Origin of the sequence: Streptomyces sp. NPDC002838 (genome assembly GCF_040295365.1) — a bacterium.
GTDB lineage: Bacteria > Actinomycetota > Actinomycetes > Streptomycetales > Streptomycetaceae > Streptomyces.
This window is the reverse complement of the sequence record NZ_JBEOVF010000064.1, coordinates 1-17,055: the sequence shown is the minus strand read 5'-3', so window position 1 is coordinate 17,055 and position 17,055 is coordinate 1. Positions and strand designations below refer to the sequence as shown.

Genomic DNA, 17,055 nt, shown 5'->3' with positions numbered 1-17,055 from the left:
CGGATACCGCAGCCCTACCCAGCGGTCGCGGCGACAGACGTACAGAAGGAAAGAACGTGCGTCTAGTCACATTCTCTTCCGGTTCTCTTCCGGCTTTTCCGGTTCTCTGCCGCTTCTCTTCCGGCGCGGTACGGCGAACCGGTCGCCCCCGGCCCGTCGATAGACCGGGTGTGAGACTGTTCCGCCCCATGGGGGGCCACCGGGAGAAGGACGAGGGGGACTCGGACGCGGCGCTGCTGCGCGCCGTCGCGGCCGGGGACTCGGCGGCGATGGCCGCGTTGTACGACCGGCACGCGGGCTGGCTGCACGCACGGCTGACCCGGCGCTGCGCCGACGCCGAGGTCGTGCGGGAGGTGCTCCAGGACACGTTCGTCACGGTGTGGCGGTCGGCGCACGGGCATCGCGGCGAGGAGGCCGGCGGCTGGCTGTGGACCATCGCCGCGCGCCGCCTGGTGGACGCGCGGCGGGCGCACCAGCGGGCGGCACGGCTGGAGACGACCCCGATGAACTCGCCGACGGACGAGACGCGGGTCGGGTGGGCCCAGGCCGCTGCCGCGCCGTCCGCGGAGGACCGGGTGCTGGCGGGGCTGGAGTACGGCGACGTGGGCACCGCCCTCGACCGGATCTCGCCCGAGCTGCGCGAGGTGCTGCGCGCCACGGTCGTCGACGGGCTGACCACCCGCGAGGCCGCCCGGCTGCTCGGCATCCCCGAGGGCACCGTCAAGTCCCGCGCGCTGCGCGCCCGCGCCGAACTGCGCGCCGCCCTCGCCCAGTTGAACCCGTCGCCGATGGGAGGCCCGGCATGACCGGCTGGCACGCGTCCGACGACCTCGTGACCCGTTACGGCGACGGCTCCCTGCCGGAGCCCGACGCCTGGTCGCTGGAGAAACACCTGGAGACGTGCGGCGGGTGCGCGGCCCGGGTCTCGCGGGCGGTGCGGGAGACGGCGGCGGGGGTGGTGCTGGCGGAGGTGCGGGAGGCGGTGCTGGACGTGCCGCGGACGGCACCCGCGGCTCCGAAACTGGCACCGGCACCGGCGCAAACCTCGGTTCCCTCCGTCCGTCCTCGGCTCGCCCGGGTGCTGTGGGCCGCCGGGCCCGCCGTGCGCGGGGCCTGGCTGCCGGCCGTGCTGCTCGTGGCGTTCGGCGCGGTCGCCCTCGCGTACGGGGCCGACTTCACGGGCGCGCGGCCCCTGCTGCTGGCCGTCGCCCCCGTCGTCCCGGTCGCGGGAGTCGCCCTCTCCTACGGCGCGCACGCCGACCCGCTGCACGAGATCGCCGCGGCCACACCGTCCGCCGGGCTGCGCCTGCTGCTGACCCGGACGGCCGCCGTACTGGCGGTGAGTCTGCCGCTGCTGACCCTCGCCGGTGTGCTGCTGCCGTCCTCGGACGCCCCGGGCGCCGCCGCCTGGCTGCTGCCGGGGCTCACCCTGACGCTGGCCTCGCTGACGCTGGCCGGCTTCGTCGGCTGCCGTACGGCGACGGCCGTGACCGGCGGCGGCTGGCTGTGCGCCGTACTCGCCCCGGCGCTCGCCGCCCCGGGCGGCCGGCTGACGGCCCGCCTGTCCGAGCAGCTCTCGTACTGCCTCGACGGCGCCGCGGCGCAGGGCGGCTGGGCGGCTGCGGCCGTCCTGTGCGCCGTACTGCTGGCCGCCCGTCGTCCCGCCTACGACCACCTGGAGCAGCGTTGAGCACGCCCGGAGGGACACCGGCCGCGCCCGCCTCCCACCTCACCTCTGGAGAACCGTTGAGCACGATACGAGTGACCGGCCTGCACGTCCGGCACCGCAGAACCGTCGCCCTCGACTCGGTGGACCTCGCCTTCGGCCCCGGTGTGCACGGGCTGCTCGGTCCGAACGGCGCCGGCAAGACCTCGCTGATCCGGGTCCTCGCCACGGTCGCCGCACCGAACGGCGGCCGGGTGGAGCTGCTCGGGGACGACGTCCGTGACCACCGGCGGCGGGCCGCGGTGCGGCGGCGGCTGGGATATCTGCCGCAGGAGTTCGGCTACTACCCGGGATTCACCGTGCGGGAGTTCGTCGCGTACGTGGCCTGGCTGAAGGAGATGCCCGCCGCCGGGACCCCGGCCGCGGTCGAACGCGCCGTCGGCCGCGTCGGGCTCGCCGACCGTATCGACGCGAAGGTCAAGACGCTGTCCGGTGGCATGGTCCGCCGCGTCGGCATCGCGCAGGCCATCGTCAACGAGCCCGACGTGCTGCTGCTCGACGAGCCGACCGCCGGCCTCGATCCGGAGCAGCGCGTGGAGTTCCGCGACCTGCTGCGCGAGCTGGGCACCTCGTCCACCGTCATCGTCTCCACGCACCTGGTGGAGGACGTGGCGGCGGCCTGCACGGAGGTCACCCTCGTGGAGTCGGGCCGGGTCGCCTACCGGGGCACACCCGAGTCGCTCGCCGAGCTCGGCGAGTCGGCGGGCGGCGCCGGCGACAACCCGATCGAGCGCGGTTACACGGCGGCGCTGCGCGCCCACCGGGCCCTGGAAGGGGCGGCGCGATGACCCTCGTAGCGGAGAAAGAAGCCCCAGCGCAGCGCCATTCGCCCCACCCCTTGCGCGCTGAGGTCGTCCGCGGCTTCGCTCCCTGGGCGGGCGCCGCCGTCCTGCTGACCTTCGCGGTCGCACTGGCCGTCAACTCGGCACGGTGGCAGGGCGGCTGGGCCGAGACCCGCGACGAACTGCACGTCACGTCCGTGATGCTCGGCGTCCCGCTGGCCCTGGCCGCGGGCTGCTGGCACGGCGGACGCGAGCGCAGACGCCGTACCGGAGAACTGTTGACGACGGCCGCGCGCGGCCCGCTCGCCCGGCTGCTGGCATCGGCGCTGCCCCTGGTGCTCTGGGTGGTCGCCGGGTACGCGGCCGCGGCCGGCCTCGCGCTGCTCGCCACCTGGTACTGCGCCACGGGCGACAGCCCGTACCTGATCGCGCTGCTCACGGACGCGGTCGTCCTTGCGGCGGCCACCGTCGCGGGCCAGGTCGTGGGACGGGTGATGGCCTGGCGGCTGACGGCGCCGCTGCTGGCGGCGGGCGCGTACGTCGTTCTCGCCTTCCCTCTCTACAACGACAGCCGACGCGGTGTGCGGTACCTGTCCCCCGTCGTCGACGGCGGGGCCGACGCGGTCCCCGTGTGGTGGCAGCCCGTGACGCTGATGGTGTGGACGGGCGGTCTCGCGACCGCCGCGGTCCTGGCCTACGCGGCCCGCCGCCGCTGGACGGCGCTGCTCCCGCTGGCCGCCGCGACCGCGGCGGGCGCGCTGCTGGTGCAGACCGGGGACGGCCTGTGGCACACCAGCCCGCTCGCCCGTCGCCAGGTGTGCGACACCTCCACGACCCCGCAGATCTGTGTGAACGCGCGCTACGAGGGCCTTCTGCCGCAGGTCACGGACGCCCTGTCCGGTCTCACGGACCGCTTGGAGGGCGTACGGAACCTGCCGGTGCGGTACGAGGACCTGCCGGGCGAGCCGGCGCGGGACGAGGCGCGGCTGCCGATCGTCACGCCGATCGGCTGGAGCGTCGTACGGGGACGGCTCACCGATCCGGAGCAGTACGCGTGGGAGGCCGGGATGATGCTGATCGGCCGGAGCTGGTGCGATGAGCCGGACCCACGTCTGGACCCGGTCGACGACGCCGTGGAGCACTATCTGGCGCCCAAGCCGGTGGAGAAGTACTTCGACGAGCTGCTCGCCGAGGGGAGCGAAGCAGACCGCGCCAGGCTCGACGCCCAGCTCGCCGCCCGCGCCCGCCTGAAGGCGATGGGCGAGGAGGAGCGCCGCTCCTGGCTGTCGGCGTATTTCGCGACGGTGGACGAGTGCGACCCGAGCGAGGTGCCGACGCTGTGACCGAGGACCGCCTCCTGCATGCGCGCTCCGGCGCCCTTCTCCCGTACGCCCGCTCGTGCTCCGGCACCGCGCTCGACGGTCTGCTCCTGTACGCCCGCTCGCGCACCGTCCCGCGCGCCCTTGCCGTGCTCCTCGCGACGACCGGCCTCGCCCTATGGGCGGTACACGGTCTGGACGCCTACCTCGGTCCGGACCGACGGGTGCCGGTCGTGGCGCTGGCCCCGCTGTTCGCGTCCGCGGTGATCGGGTCGAGCCTGCACACCGCGTCCGACGAGCTGGACCGTACGGCCGCACGCCCCTGGTGGCAGCGGCGGCTGGTCCATCTCCTGGCCCTCACCGCGCTCGCCGCGGCCCTGCTGTCGGTGGCGGTGCTCGGGCACGCGTCCGTGTTCGGCCCGTCCGCCATGATCCGCAACACGCTCGGCTGCACGGGCGTCACCGCGGCCGCGGCCACCGTGCTCGGCGCCCGGCTGAGCTGGCTGCCGGCCTTCGGCTACGTCAGCGCCGTGTACCTGGGGTCGGCCGGGACGCACGGGCGCGCGGTCACGGTCTTGGCGTGGCCGGTGCAGCCGGGCGGCGAGACGGGCGCCTGGGCGATGGCGCTGGGGGCGTTCGTGGTGGGCGGAGCGCTGTACGTCGTACGGGGGGCGCGGGCGGAGGGGACGGGCGCCTGACCCCATGGGGGCGGGCACCCCGAGGGGCCCCGCGTCGCGGTGGACGTGGGGCCCCTCGGGGTCACCGAATGCCGGTCACCGCATGCCGTCACCGGCTCTCAGTCACCAACTGCCGGTCACCGAATGTCACCGGGTATGCAAAAGCCCGGATCCTCAGGCGGAAATGCCGTCGATCCGGGCCAAGGCGTCGTCCGCGCCGTACGGCTGCAAGTACGGCAGCCAGCGCGGGTCCCTATGGCCGGTCCCGATGATGCGCCAGGCCAGGCCGGTGGGCGGAGCGGGTTTGTGGCGCAGGCGCCAGCCGATCTCGAAGAGATGGCGGTCGGCCTTGACGTGGTTGCAGCGACGGCAGGACGCGACGACGTTGTCCCAGACGTGCTTGCCCCCGCGACTGCGCGGGATGACGTGGTCGACGCTGGTTGCGACGCCACCGCAGTACATGCACCGGCCCCCGTCGCGGGCGAACAGCGCCCGACGGGTCAGAGGAACGGGCCCCCGGTAGGGAACCCGCACGAATCGCTTGAGCCGGACCACGCTGGGTGCGGGGACTGTGACGGTTGCACTGTGCAGATAGGCGCCGGATTCCTCGAGGCACACGGCCTTGTTCTCCAGGACGAGGACGAGCGCGCGGCGGAGCGGTACGACGCCGAGCGGCTCGTACGACGCGTTCAGGACCAGGACTTGCGGCACGGATGGCCTCCTTGGACGCCGGCGGCGCGTGGCTCGCGCCGGGACGATTCGTAAGTCAGTCTCCCCTCATGCCTGGTGGAAGCGCCACCATGTGCCGGTAACGGGCTGGGAGTGTTTTCAACCACATCCCATTCATCCCCAGGATCATGAGCAGTTCATCCCACCTGTTCATCCCCAGATGAGCGCGCTCCCTCCCCCGAACATCACACCGATCCACACACGATGCCCCGATAGTGTGGTGGACCTGCCCTACCGGTGACCTTTTCGTGACCTTGATCGGCCGCGGACGACCTTGACCACTGCCGGTGGGGCGGACCGCTGCACCTGGAGGTTCCTGCCGTGTCCTTGTCCGCCGCCCTACTGGCCGCCGGTCCGTCGCCGTCGCCGTCCCCCTCCGATACGCCGACCGCCCCGGCGGTGCCGACGCTCCAGGACGCCCAGGAGAGCGCGACGAACGCCGCCGGCTGGGTCGAGCAGAACTGGTCCACGTGGCTCGCGATCGGCCTGAGGGTTCTGCTGATCCTGGTGATCGCGGCGGTGCTGAGAGTGGTGGTACGGCGGGCGATCACCAAGCTGATAGACCGCATGAACCGCACGGTGCAGGCGGTGGACGGCACGGCGCTCGGCGGCCTCCTGGTCAACGTCGAACGCCGCCGCCAGCGCTCGCAGGCGATCGGCTCGGTGCTGCGCTCGGTGGCGAGCTTCACCATCGTCAGCACCGCGGCCCTGATGATCCTCGGCACGTTCGAGATCAACCTGGCCCCGCTCCTCGCCTCCGCCGGTGTCGCGGGCGTGGCGATCGGTTTCGGCGCGCGCAACCTGGTGACGGACTTCCTCTCCGGCGTCTTCATGATCCTTGAGGACCAGTACGGCGTCGGTGATTCGATCGACGCGGGCGTGGCCTGCGGCGAGGTCATCGAGGTCGGCCTGCGCGTGACCAAGCTGCGCGGCGAGAACGGCGCCATCTGGTACGTCCGCAACGGCGAGGTCAAGCGCGTCGGCAACCTCTCCCAGGGCTGGTCGACGGCCAACGTGGACGTGACCGTCCGCCCGGACGAGGACCTCGACAAGGTGAAGCGCACCATCGGCGAGGTCGCCGAGACGATGAGCAAGGAAGAGCCCTGGAACGAACTCCTGTGGGGCCCGATCGAGGTCCTGGGCCTGGACAGCGTGCTCCTGGACTCGATGGTGATACGGGTGTCCGCGAAGACGATGCCCGGCAAGTCCCTCACGGTCGAACGCGAACTCCGCTGGCGCATCAAACGCGCCTTCGACGCGGCGAACATCCCGATCGTGGGCGGCCCGCCGGTCCCGGTGGACGGCGACTCGGACGCGGACCCGACGGCGGGGATGGCGGCCCCGTCGGCGTACTCCAACACGGCGTCGCCGCAGGCGCAGGCGGCTACGCCGTTGGTGCCGCCTAGTACGACGAAGTAGCGAGCGGAACGTCAGCACACTCGTTCGAGTGAACGTACGGCAAAGGTCGCACACGACGTCGGTGACTGTTCCAGGGTTCTTCCGAGCCCGCTCCTCGATCCGACCCCTGGAACAGCACCGATGAACGCCGACCCCACAGCCGAACCGGATCTCCTCTCGCGACTGGAGGCGGGCGACCTGCTGGCCAAGTACGAGGCGGTCGCACCCATGCCCGTCCGACCCGAGTACATCGAGGGCAGGGCCTACGTCCCGCTCTCCCCTCCGGACCGCTGGCACAGCGACACGGCCGGCGAGCTGGCCTTTCAGCTCCACTCGGCGGGAATCGCACATGCCGGCAAGGGCAACGGATTCCGGTTCGCCGACGAGGCAGGGGGCACGACCGCCTTAGCACGGACACCGAGGTGGACCTCGGCGAGCCCCTCCCCCTCCCAGGGCCGTACCCCACCCTGATCACAATTCACTCTTGGCCTGCGCCAGGAATGACGTCCACGCTGTCGCCCCGAAAACGATCATCCCGCCGTCCGGCGCCTTGCTGTCGCGTACAGGCATGAGACCGGCGTAACCGTCGGCGACCTCGACGCAGTTCGTGCCGCCCCCGTCGCTGTAGGACGACTTGCGCCACACAGCGGTGGTCAGGTCGGGGTTTCGGTTCATGATCTGCACTCCTCCAGAAGGCGTTTGATGAACGCCGTCGACTCCACGGGAGTCAGAGCCGCGTCCCTGACGAGATCGTAGGACAAGCGGAAGGACAAGACCTTGTCCGGATCGTCGATCAGTTCGCCGAATCCGTTGCCTTCCACGTAGGCAACGGGGTCGCCGACTCGCTGCCAGAGGAGCCAGAGATGGCTGTCCATGAGGTCGTGCACACCGGCCGTGTAGGGCAGCACTTGTAGCGCGACATTGGGAAGTTCCGCCGCGTCCACCAGATGCGACAACTGGTCCGTCCACACCTTCGCGTCGGGGACCGGGCGCCGCAGCGCTCCCTCATCCAGGATCACACGCACGCTCGGCGCCGGATCGCGGTACAGCAGCTCCTTCCGCCCCATGCGCAAGGCCACCTGCTCTTCGACTTCCTCGCCGTTGCCAGCCGTTGTCTGCGCTCCGGACAACCCTGACAACACCGCACGGGCATAGTCCTCGGTCTGTAGCACTCCCGGCACCCGCAGCTGGAACAACCACATGACCCGAGCCGTCGCCTCCACGTCCATGAATGCCTTGTACTTGTCCTTGATCACCTCCTTACGTGCATCCCGCCACAGGCGAACCAGCAGGTCACCGGAGCCGTGATACCTGTCCAGGTCCTCCATGACAGCCCGCTTGGAGAGCCGCTCCCCCTTCTCCAGGCGGTACAGATAGCTCTTGTCGTACGCCGTCTCCTCGGCCAGCTGCCCCAGCGACTTACCCGCCTTCTCCCGCAGGAACCGCAGCGTCCGCCCGAGAGCCGCGCGCCTCGACTCCCCTTCTGCGACCGGGTGTTCGGTCATGTCACCCCTCACCGTTGCCTGGCGCCCGGACAACGCCAGCCCTCTTCCGCAACGTACGCGCAAGCAGTGACGATCGAGACACGAACGGTAATCACCGCTCGTCACGCACCGATCGACCACGACGAGGAGCGCAAGGGATGGGCGAACGCATGGCGGGACTCGGGAAGTTGCTGCTCATGGCAGCGGCTGCGCACTGCTGCCGACCACGGACGTCCGTCGCAAACGCAGACTCCAACGACAGCGCCGTCGCGCCCTGTGGCTCGCCACATACGGCATCGACGTCGGTCCCCGGCGGATCCACGGCGTGGAGGTGACGCGGTGAGCACCCACAACGCGGCCCCACCGACCGACACCCTCCGCCTCCTGCCCTGGACCACCCCCGACGGCAAGCCCTGCTACCTCAGCACCGACAACGACCACAGCAGGCTCTCCCTGCTCGCCGACGACGTGGAAGCCGCCCAACTGGACTCGGGCGAGCAGGTGCTCGCGGGAGCCAGAGCCGTACTCGCCGACCCCAAGGCCGGCGAACGAGCGGTGCGCTTCGCGCTCACCCGGGCGACGGAGTCCCTGTCCGACACCCTCCGCATCGCAGTCAGCCGCGGCGAACGCATCCCCCGGAGCCACACGTGATGTTCAAGCACAGGATCTGGGGGCATCCGGAAGACCCTGGCCCCCGCCCCGCCTACGTGCCTACGGCGCTGTAGTCACTGGCCCCGCCCCATGGCGCCTCAGCCCGTCGGACCGGCCCCCGTCGTGGGTCTCCGCCGGCACCCGGCCGGGGCTTCCACATATTGTCTGACCTGGTGTCCCTCCAGAACTGCTGGTCAGGGCCCGGACGGCGCAGGGGAAGCCCAGGCCGCGGATGGTGGCGGCCTTGGGCCGGAGGACTCGTCGCGTCCGTGCGCGATTGCCCCGAGCCCTGGGTTCCAAGGCCGTGAAGCCCCCGCGCCAGCCCTGGTCATGGATATGGAGCGGGGGCTCAGCTCAGAGTCGGCCAGTGATCTTGGTCGGAGTGACACGGACGACGATGCGTTCCCCATCGCTCTTCGAGGCCGGGTTGAACGTGGCGTAGTCCTGGCCCGTGTACTTGCGGGACAACTCGTCCGGCAGCTCCCGGGCGGGGTCTGGGGTCACCGTTGCCGTGCCGCGGATCTCTGCGTAGGTGTACGGGTTTTCGGGCGGGTTGATCATCACGGTGACGCGCGAGTCGCGGGCGACGTTCTTCCCCTGCAGCCTGTTCACGGTGGTGGAGAACAGCAGGTCGTCGCCGTCGCGCTTGATCCAGACCACGGTCAGGTGCGGCTGCCCGTCGGGCGACACCGTCGCCACGGTTGCGAAGACCCGGGAGTCGTCGAGGTACTTCTTCAGTTCGTCGGATAACTCGGCTGCCACGGTCAGAGTCCTTTGTGTGATGTCCATGGGGATGCGATCCCCCGGGAAGGATCGCGCGCCTTGCAACCCTGGCGCAGCCACCGAAATTCCCGCGGGACAGGGCGTGTTGCCTGCATCCCCGCTGCTACGGGTCCTGTACGCGGATTGCCCGACCCGGCCGTGTCCCACGGGCGTCGGGTAACAAGTCGGTCGCCTCCCGACCGGCCCCCATTGACGCCTCTCCCCCCTCGGCTCTATGGTCCAGACCACCAGACAGGAAACCTTCCTAACAATCATCTTCAGATGGACTTCCCCACCACCCCCCTGGAAAGCTGGGCACCCGAAAGGCAGGTGTAAACCCCATGGCAGGAACCGCAGGTACCCCGGGCACCCCGCGCGTCCTGCGCGCCATGAACGACCGGGCTGCCCTCGACCTCCTCCTGGAGCACGGGCCCCTGTCCCGCACGCGGATCGGCAAGCTCACCGGCCTTTCGAAGCCGACCGCATCCCAGCTCCTGGCTCGCCTGGAGGCCTCGGGGCTGGTTCTCGCGACCGGTACCAGTGAGGGCCGACCCGGCCCCAACGCCCAGTTGTACGAGGTCAACCCGGCTGCCGCCTACGCCGCCGGGCTCGATGTCAGCCCCGAGCGCATCCTCGCCGCCGTCGCCGACGCCACCGGCCGCACGGTGGGGTCGTACGAACTCCCGACCCCGGAGAAACGTCCCACCCAGCCCGTCGTACGGCAGGTCACCGACGCCCTCGACGGCGCGGTCAAGGCGGCGGGGCTCGCGCGTGACGACGTCCACCGGCTCGTCATCGGCACCCCCGGCGCCTTCGACCCCAACACCGGCCGCCTGCGCTACGCCTCCCACCTCCCTGGCTGGCACTCCCCCACGCTCCTCGACGAACTCGCCGCCGCTCTACCCATGCCGGTCGAGTACGAGAACGACGTCAACCTCGTCGCCGTCGCCGAGCAGCGACTGGGGGCGGCCCGCGGGCACGGGGACTTCGTGCTGCTGTGGAACGAAGGGGGCCTCGGCGCCGCCCTGGTCCTCGGCAGCCGCCTGCACCGCGGCTGGACCGGTGGCGCCGGTGAGGTCGGCTTCCTGCCGGTGCCCGGTGCGCCCCTGGTCCGCCAGGTGAGCAAGGCCGGCAGCGGCGGCTTCCAGGAGCTCGCCGGTTCGCAGGCCCTGCCCGCACTGGCCCGTGAACTCGGCGTCGACGACATCCCGTCGGGGCCGTACGCCGAGGTCGCCGCCGCCCTCGTCGCCCGCGCCACGGAGGCCGACGACGGTCCCCACCGGCGCCTGCTGGAGACCTACGCGACGAACCTCGCCACCGGTCTCGCCTCCCTCGTCTCCGTCCTCGATCCCGAACTCGTCGTCCTCAGCGGAGCCTCGCTCACCTCGGGCGGCGAAACCCTGCGCGCCCTCGTCCAGGCGGAACTGGCGGAGCTGGCCGCACCCCGACCCCGGCTCGTCATCGGCGACGTCCGTGAACACCCCGTGCTGCGCGGCGCGCTGGAGAGCGCGCTCGCGACCACCCGCGACGAGGTCTTCGACACGTTGACGCTCCGCTGAAAAGGCCGGCTGAAAGGCCGTCCGAAAACCGCGGGCCGTTCGTGGCTGGTCGTGCCCATGCGGCGGAGCCGCATATCGACACAGCCCCGCGCCCCTTACGGGGCGCGGTCCGCACCGTCCCGTCCCCACCTCACCCCTGCCCTCAGGAGACCCTGCCATGCCCGGAATATCCAAGAACGCGGCGATCGCGCTCGCCGCCACCGCCGCCCTCGCGCTCCTCGCCACGGCCTGTACCGGCCAGGCGGACACCACGGCCTCCGACGACCCCGACGCCAAGACGACGATCACCTTCTGGCACGGCTGGAGCGCACCCGCCGAAGCCAAGGCGATCCAGGCGAACGTCGACCGCTTCGAGAAGGCCCACCCGAACATCACGGTGAAGGTCGTCGGCAACATCAACGACGACAAGCTCAACCAGGCGCTGCGCGCGGGCGGTTCGAACGGGCCGGACGTGGTGTCGTCGTTCTCGACGTCCAACGTCGGCAAGTTCTGTTCCTCCGGCGCCTTCCTCGACCTGAAGCCCTTCATCGAGAAGTCGAAGCTCGACCTCGACGAGATCATCCCGAAGCCGATGCTGGACTACACGCAGTTCGAGGGCACGCGCTGCGCCCTGCCGCTGCTGGGCGACGCCTACGGCCTCTACTACAACAAGGACGCCTTCGAGAAAGCGGGCATCAAGTCCCCGCCGAAGACGTGGTCGGAGTTGGCGAAGGTCGCCAAGAAGCTCACCGTCGCCAAGGGCGACAGCTACGAGCAGCTCGGCTTCATGCCGAACTACCACGGCTACGAGACGGTCGTGGACCACTACATGTCCCAGTGGGACCACGCCTACTTCGACTCCGACGGCAAGTCCAACATCGCCAAGGACCCGGCGTTCGCGGAGATGTTCACGTACCAGAAGAAGCTGGTGAACGACCTCGGCGGCTTCGCGAAGCTGGAGAAGTACCGCAACACCTTCGGTGACGAGTGGGGCGCCAAGCACCCGTTCCAGACCGGCCAGGTGGCCATGCAGCTCGACGGCGAGTGGCGCCTCGGCATGGCGCAGTCCGCCGGGGTCGACTTCGAGATCGGCACCGCCCCGCTGCCCGTGGCCGACGACGAGGTCGACGAGTACGGCAAGGGCTTCCTCTCCGGCACCATCATCGGCATCGCCCCGCAGAGCAAGAAGCAGAACGCGGCCTGGGAGCTGGTGAAGTACCTGACGACCGACACCGAGGCCGTCGTCTCCTTCGCCAACGCCATCCACAATGTGCCGTCCACGTTCGCGGCCCTGAAGTCGCCCGACCTCGAGGTGGACCCGGGCTTCCAGACGTTCCTGGACATCGCGCAGCACCCGGAGTCGAACACCCCGCCGGCGTCCGTCAACGGCTCCACGTACCAGACGACGCTGCAGGACTTCGGCTACCAGTACGAGTCCGGCAAGGTGAAGGACCTGAAGGCCGGTCTGGAGAAGACCGCCGAGCAGATCGACACCGACATCGAGCAGGCGAAGTAGCGTTCGATGTCCACGCACTCCCCGCGCGTGTCCACCCGCACGCTCCGCGCGAAGCGCCGCACGTCGGCGCTTCGAACGGTGGCCTTCCTGTCACCGTGGCTCATCGGGTTCGGCGTCTTCTTCGCCTATCCGCTGGTGTCCACCGTGTACTTCTCACTGATGAAGTACGACGGCTTCGGCACACCGGTCTTCCGCGGCCTGGGCAACTGGGCCTACGTCTTCAGCGACTACCCGCTGTTCTGGCCGGCCCTGCGCAACACGCTCTGGCTGGTGCTCGTGATGGTGACGTGCCGGGTGGTGTTCGGGCTCGGCGTCGGCCTGCTGATCACGAAGATCAGGACGGGCACGGGCGTCTTCCGCACCCTGTTCTACCTGCCCTACCTCGCCCCTCCGGTCGCCGCGACCCTGGCCTTCGTCTTCCTCCTCAACCCCGGTACCGGGCCGGTCAACTCCATCCTCGGCGACCTCGGGCTGCCGACGCCCGGCTGGTTCACGGACCCCACCTGGTCCAAGCCGGCCCTCACCGCGCTCGCGCTGTGGGGCGTGGGCGACCTCATGGTCATCTTCATGGCCGCGCTGCTCGACGTACCGAAGGAGCAGTACGAGGCCGCCGAGCTGGACGGGGCGTCGGCCTGGCAGCGGTTCCGGTTCGTCACACTGCCGAACATCTCGCCGATCGTGATGTTCGCCGTCGTCACGGGCGTGATCCAGACGATGCAGTACTACACGCAGCCGCTGGTGGCCGGGAAGGTGGCCTCCGGGATCATCGGCGGCTCCGGCCAGCAGTTCGAGCCGGGCTACCCGGACAAGTCGACCCTGACGCTGCCCCAGCTCGTCTACAACCTCGGCTTCCAGCGCTTCGACTACGGCTCCGCCTGCGTGGTGGCGCTGGTGCTGTTCGCCCTCGCCATGGCGTTCACGGCGCTGCTGATGCGGCGCCGGGGCGGACTGATCCAGGCAGGTGACTGACCATGATCCAAGTACTCGACCGGCCGGTGGAGTCGATCGCGGCCCCGGCGAGTGAGCGCACCGCCCGCCGCCGGGCGCTCCTGGAGTGGATCGCCGTCCACTCCCTCGGCATCGCCGCCGCGCTCTTCTTCACCCTGCCCTTCGTGTTCGTCTTCCTGACCTCGCTGATGAGCGACCAGCAGGCACTCACCCGCGACCTCGTCCCGGACACCTGGGAGTGGAGCAACTACCGGCAGGTCCTCGACACGCCCGGCTTCCTGACCTGGTGGAAGAACACGCTGATCTACGCGGGACTGGGCACGGCCCTCACCGTCGTGTCATCGATCCCGGTGGCGTACGCGCTCGCCAAGTTCCGCTTCCGCGGCCGGAATCTGGCGCTGATGCTGGTCATCTCGATGATGATGCTGCCGCCGCAAGTGGTTGTCATCCCGATGTACCTGTTCTGGGCGAAGCAGCTCGACCTGTCGGGAAGCCTGTGGCCGCTGATCATCCCGATGGCGTTCGGCGACGCGTTCTCGATCTTCCTCCTCCGTCAGTTCCTGATGACGATCCCGAACGAGTACCTGGACGCGGCCCGGGTCGACGGCTGCGGCGAGCTGCGCACTCTGCTGAGAGTGGTGCTGCCCATGGCCCGGCCGGGCATCGCCGCCGTCGCCCTCTTCCAGTTCTTCTACGCCTGGAACGACTACTTCGGCCCACAGATCTACGCCTCGGAGAACCCCGGCGCCTGGACCCTCTCCTACGGCCTGGAGTCGTTCAAGGGCGCACACCACACCGACTGGAACCTCACCATGGCCGCCACCGTTCTGGTCATGGCCCCCGTGATCCTCGTGTTCTTCTTCGCCCAGAAGGCGTTCGTCGAGGGCGTCACGCTCACCGGAGTGAAGGGTTAAGCACGTATGAAACTCACTGTGGTCGGCGGAGGCTCGACCTACACGCCGGAACTCATCGACGGCTTCGCCCGCCTGCGGGACACCCTTCCCATCGAGGAACTCGTCCTGGTGGACCCGGCCACCGAACGCCTGAACCTGGTCGGCGGCCTGGCCCGCCGCATCTTCGCCCGCCAGGGCCACGACGGCCGGATCGTCACGACAGACGACCTCGACGCGGGCGTCGAAGGGGCAGACGCCGTGCTGCTCCAACTCCGCGTCGGCGGCCAGGCGGCCCGCGAGCAGGACGAGACCTGGCCCCTGGACTGCGGCTGCGTCGGCCAGGAGACGACCGGCGCGGGCGGCCTGGCCAAGGCCCTGCGCACCGTCCCCGTCGTCCTGGACATCGCCGAACGGGTCCGCCGTACGAACCCCGACGCATGGATCATCGACTTCACCAACCCGGTCGGCATCGTCACCCGAGCCCTGCTCCAGGCCGGCCACAAGGCGGTCGGCCTGTGCAACGTGGCGATCGGCCTCCAGCGGAAGTTCGCGGCGCTGCTCGGCGTCACGCCCGCGGAGGTCCACCTGGACCACGTCGGCCTCAACCACCTCACCTGGGAGACGGGGGTACGCCTGAGCGGCCCGGAGGGCGAGGACGTCCTGCCGAAGCTCCTCTCCGACCACGGCGACAAGATCGCCGCGGACCTGCACCTCCCCCGCCCCCTCCTCGACCGCCTGGGAGTGGTCCCGTCCTACTACCTGCGCTACTACTACGCGCACGACGAGGTCGTACGAGAATTGCGCACAAAGCCCTCCCGGGCCGCCGAAGTGGCCGAAATGGAACGCCAGTTGCTGAAGATGTACGCGGACCCCGCCCTCGACTCGAAGCCGGAGCTGCTCGCCAAGCGGGGCGGCGCCTACTACTCGGAGGCGGCGGTGGACCTGGCGGCCGGGCTGCTGGGCGGGGGCGGAAGCCCGTACCAGGTCGTCAACACGTACAACCGGGGCACGCTCCCCTTCCTCCCCTCCGACGCGGTGATCGAGGTGCAGGCGACGGTCGGCCACATGGGCGCGACGCCGCTGCCCGTGCCGACGGTGGACCCGCTGTACGCGGGCCTGATGGCGAGCGTGACGACGTACGAGGACCTGGCCCTGGAGGCGGCCCTGCACGGCGGCCGCGACCGGGTCTTCCGAGCCCTCCTCGCCCATCCCCTCATCGCCCAGTACGAGTACGCCGAATCGCTCACCGACCGACTGCTCGCACACAACCGGGAGCACCTCGCGTGGGCCTGACCGCAAGTGTCCTCGCTGTCGACGCGGGCAACAGCAAGACCGACGTCGCGGTCGTGGGGGCCGACGGGACCGTCCTCGCCACGGCCCGCGGCGGCGGGTTCCGGCCGCCTGCGGTGGGCGTCGAGGCGGCGGTGGACCAGATCGCCGAGGCCGTGACGCGGGCCTTCACCGCCTCCGACGTCACCTCCGTCGACCACGTCTCCGCCTGCCTGGCCAACGCCGACTTCCCGGTGGAGGAGGAACAACTGGCGGCCGCGCTGCACGCGCGCGCGTGGGGCGCGAGTGTGCAGGTCCGCAACGACACGTTCGCGGTCCTGCGCGCCGGAGTCACCGAACCGCGCGGGGTCGCGGTCGTCTGCGGCGCGGGCATCAACTGCGTCGGCATGCACCCCGACGGGCGCACCGCCCGTTTCCCCGCGCTCGGCCGTATCTCGGGCGACTGGGGCGGCGGCTGGGGCCTGGCGGAGGAGGCCCTGTGGCACGCGGCCCGCGCGGAGGACGGCCGCGGCGCCTCTACGGCCCTCGCGCGCACCCTCCCCGCCCACTTCGGCCTGCCGTCCATGTACGCCCTGATCGAGGCGCTGCACCTGGCACACGTCGAGCCGACCCGCCGCCACGAACTGACGCCGGTCCTCTTCGCCACGGCGGCCTCCGGAGACGGGGTGGCCCGTGCCCTCGTGGACCGCTTGGCCGACGAGGTGACGACCATGGCGACGGTGGCGCTGACCCGCCTGGACCTGCTGGACGAGGAGACGCCGGTCCTGCTCGGGGGTGGGGTCCTGGCCGCCCGGCACCCCCAACTGGACGACGGCGTACGGGACCTGCTGGCGGCGCGGGCGCCCAAGGCCGTACCGCGGGTGGTGACGGCGGGTCCGGTGCTGGGGGCGGCGCTGTTGGGGTTGGACAGGGTGGAGGCGTCTGCGGAGGTGCAGGCGCGGGTGCGGGCGTACTACGAGCAGTGAACCGGCGTGGGGGCTGGGCGGGGGTGGGTCGCGCAGCCCGGCGCTTACGGGGTGCCGCCCTCTGTGGGTCGGGAGCCGCCCCAGGCGGCACGACTGCCCGCAGCCCGACGGACGGGCAGGGGCAGCGCGGCAGGCTGACGCCGCCGGCTGACCGCAGCGGACGGGATCGGCTGCCCGCAGCTCGTGGGCGCGCGCCGGCGCGCTCTCGCAGCCTGACGGGGGGCGACGGATCGCCGTACCCGCAGTCGCGTACGGCGGCAAGGGGACGTGTCGGGGGGTGTCCTCCTTGACGCGGGCGGCCAGTTCTGCCGACACGCTCTCCCCGGTCGCGGTCTGCCCGGTCCCGCCGGCAAGGCGCACCCGCTCCACGTCCTCCT

The 17,055-nt window shown here is 70.8% G+C and carries 18 protein-coding genes; 14 read left to right on the top strand and 4 right to left on the bottom strand.

All coding sequences use genetic code 11. The features are described from left to right. Nucleotides 1–188: 188 nt before the first annotated feature. The 5 genes from ABT063_RS44735 (at nucleotide 189) to ABT063_RS44715 (ending at nucleotide 4,525) form a co-directional block, all read left to right on the top strand. Nucleotides 189–806, top strand: coding sequence for an RNA polymerase sigma factor (locus tag ABT063_RS44735; RefSeq protein ID WP_351066798.1), 618 nt, complete (start codon nucleotides 189–191; stop codon nucleotides 804–806). Further along, nucleotides 803–1,690: a zf-HC2 domain-containing protein gene (locus ABT063_RS44730; protein WP_351066797.1), complete on the top strand. Its 888-nt coding sequence runs from the start codon at nucleotides 803–805 to the stop codon at nucleotides 1,688–1,690. Before ABT063_RS44735 ends, ABT063_RS44730 begins: the two co-directional genes overlap by 4 nt. 56 nt (nucleotides 1,691–1,746) lie before the next feature. After that, complete coding sequence (locus ABT063_RS44725; protein WP_351066795.1) at nucleotides 1,747–2,514, top strand: ABC transporter ATP-binding protein; 768 nt, start codon at nucleotides 1,747–1,749, stop codon at nucleotides 2,512–2,514. Next, entirely contained in the window at nucleotides 2,511–3,851 is a 1,341-nt protein-coding gene (locus ABT063_RS44720) for a hypothetical protein (protein WP_351066794.1), read from the top strand. The genes ABT063_RS44725 and ABT063_RS44720 overlap by 4 nt, the downstream gene beginning before the upstream one ends. Before the next feature lie 80 nt (nucleotides 3,852–3,931). Beyond that, on the top strand, nucleotides 3,932–4,525 hold the full coding sequence (locus ABT063_RS44715) for a hypothetical protein (RefSeq protein WP_351066834.1): 594 nt from the start codon (nucleotides 3,932–3,934) through the stop codon (nucleotides 4,523–4,525). A gap of 153 nt (nucleotides 4,526–4,678) precedes the next feature. Here ABT063_RS44715 and ABT063_RS44710 read toward each other — a convergent pair whose 3' ends face one another. Next, a complete protein-coding gene (locus ABT063_RS44710) occupies nucleotides 4,679–5,215 on the bottom strand; it encodes an HNH endonuclease (protein ID WP_095751270.1) in 537 nt (178 codons plus the stop codon). A 339-nt stretch (nucleotides 5,216–5,554) separates the two neighbouring features. Here ABT063_RS44710 and ABT063_RS44705 point away from each other — a divergent pair, with 339 nt between their 5' ends. Both ABT063_RS44705 and ABT063_RS44700 read left to right on the top strand, forming a co-directional pair. Further along, on the top strand, nucleotides 5,555–6,652 hold the full coding sequence (locus tag ABT063_RS44705; protein ID WP_351066793.1) for a mechanosensitive ion channel family protein: 1,098 nt from the start codon (nucleotides 5,555–5,557) through the stop codon (nucleotides 6,650–6,652). A 120-nt stretch (nucleotides 6,653–6,772) separates the two neighbouring features. Next, nucleotides 6,773–7,102, top strand: coding sequence for a hypothetical protein (locus tag ABT063_RS44700; protein WP_351066792.1), 330 nt, complete (start codon nucleotides 6,773–6,775; stop codon nucleotides 7,100–7,102). Here ABT063_RS44700 and ABT063_RS44695 read toward each other — a convergent pair whose 3' ends face one another. After that, a complete protein-coding gene (locus tag ABT063_RS44695; protein ID WP_351066791.1) occupies nucleotides 7,103–7,306 on the bottom strand; it encodes a DUF397 domain-containing protein in 204 nt (67 codons plus the stop codon). It abuts the gene before it with no gap. Then, nucleotides 7,303–8,136 carry a helix-turn-helix domain-containing protein gene (locus tag ABT063_RS44690; RefSeq protein ID WP_351066789.1) on the bottom strand — a complete coding sequence of 278 codons (834 nt, stop codon included), beginning with the start codon at nucleotides 8,134–8,136 and terminating at the stop codon, nucleotides 7,303–7,305. The genes ABT063_RS44695 and ABT063_RS44690 overlap by 4 nt, the downstream gene beginning before the upstream one ends. A gap of 318 nt (nucleotides 8,137–8,454) precedes the next feature. Here ABT063_RS44690 and ABT063_RS44685 point away from each other — a divergent pair, with 318 nt between their 5' ends. Beyond that, nucleotides 8,455–8,766 carry a hypothetical protein gene (locus ABT063_RS44685; RefSeq protein WP_351066788.1) on the top strand — a complete coding sequence of 104 codons (312 nt, stop codon included), beginning with the start codon at nucleotides 8,455–8,457 and terminating at the stop codon, nucleotides 8,764–8,766. A gap of 354 nt (nucleotides 8,767–9,120) precedes the next feature. Here the strand turns inward: ABT063_RS44685 and ABT063_RS44680 are convergent, their stop codons facing one another. Next, the gene (locus ABT063_RS44680; RefSeq protein ID WP_351066786.1) at nucleotides 9,121–9,528 is read right to left on the bottom strand and encodes a PPOX class F420-dependent oxidoreductase; all 408 of its coding nucleotides are present in this window, start codon (nucleotides 9,526–9,528) and stop codon (nucleotides 9,121–9,123) included. A gap of 341 nt (nucleotides 9,529–9,869) precedes the next feature. Here ABT063_RS44680 and ABT063_RS44675 point away from each other — a divergent pair, with 341 nt between their 5' ends. From ABT063_RS44675 to ABT063_RS44650, 6 genes are all read left to right on the top strand, one after another. Next, nucleotides 9,870–11,087, top strand: a complete 1,218-nt coding sequence (locus tag ABT063_RS44675; RefSeq protein ID WP_351066784.1) for an ROK family transcriptional regulator — start codon at nucleotides 9,870–9,872, stop codon at nucleotides 11,085–11,087. Nucleotides 11,088–11,244: 157 nt separating this feature from the next. Beyond that, nucleotides 11,245–12,582 carry an ABC transporter substrate-binding protein gene (locus ABT063_RS44670; protein WP_351066783.1) on the top strand — a complete coding sequence of 446 codons (1,338 nt, stop codon included), beginning with the start codon at nucleotides 11,245–11,247 and terminating at the stop codon, nucleotides 12,580–12,582. A 27-nt stretch (nucleotides 12,583–12,609) separates the two neighbouring features. Beyond that, nucleotides 12,610–13,551 carry a carbohydrate ABC transporter permease gene (locus tag ABT063_RS44665; protein ID WP_351066832.1) on the top strand — a complete coding sequence of 314 codons (942 nt, stop codon included), beginning with the start codon at nucleotides 12,610–12,612 and terminating at the stop codon, nucleotides 13,549–13,551. Between the two features lie 2 nt (nucleotides 13,552–13,553). After that, entirely contained in the window at nucleotides 13,554–14,444 is an 891-nt protein-coding gene (locus ABT063_RS44660; protein ID WP_351066781.1) for a carbohydrate ABC transporter permease, read from the top strand. A gap of 6 nt (nucleotides 14,445–14,450) precedes the next feature. Next, the gene (locus ABT063_RS44655) at nucleotides 14,451–15,716 is read left to right on the top strand and encodes a 6-phospho-beta-glucosidase (RefSeq protein WP_351066780.1); all 1,266 of its coding nucleotides are present in this window, start codon (nucleotides 14,451–14,453) and stop codon (nucleotides 15,714–15,716) included. Continuing rightward, complete coding sequence (locus ABT063_RS44650) at nucleotides 15,707–16,678, top strand: N-acetylglucosamine kinase (RefSeq protein WP_351066779.1); 972 nt, start codon at nucleotides 15,707–15,709, stop codon at nucleotides 16,676–16,678. Before ABT063_RS44655 ends, ABT063_RS44650 begins: the two co-directional genes overlap by 10 nt. Nucleotides 16,679–17,055 lie beyond the last annotated feature (377 nt).